Annotated in this window: 1 protein-coding gene; it reads right to left on the bottom strand. The window is 60.2% G+C overall.

Annotated features, from left to right (window positions below):
• Nucleotides 1–364, bottom strand: a 364-nt coding sequence (locus EN846_RS33910; RefSeq protein ID WP_189587197.1) for a dihydroxy-acid dehydratase, incomplete at both ends; no start/stop codon positions are given.

Genomic DNA, 364 nt, shown 5'->3' with positions numbered 1-364 from the left:
GTTCGGGTTCGATAGATAGCGCTCGCGGAATTCGGGCGAGATGCCGCTCATCTTCATGATCGCCGAATCGAACAGATTGCCCTTGAAGTTGATGAAGCCGGCATTGGCCTTCAGCGGCTCGGCCACGGTGCGGATGACGTCGGTGTTCTCGTTGGCGACCCCCTTGCAGTTGTCGCCGATCGACTTGCCGTTGACGGTCAGGGCATCGGGGTGCGGCAGCATTCCGGCCTTCATCAGCTCGGCCACCACGGCAGGCACGCCACCGGCATGGTGATAATCTTCACCGAGATATTCACCCGACGGCTGCAGGTTGACGATGAGCGGCACCTTGAGACCGACCTTCTGCCAGTCATCATTGTCGAGC

It is taken from the genome of Mesorhizobium sp. M4B.F.Ca.ET.203.01.1.1, from assembly GCF_004791025.1.
Classification (GTDB): Bacteria; Pseudomonadota; Alphaproteobacteria; order Rhizobiales; family Rhizobiaceae; genus Mesorhizobium; species Mesorhizobium abyssinicae.
The sequence above is the reverse complement of the archived record's forward strand: the minus strand, read 5'-3'. Positions and strand labels throughout refer to the sequence as shown.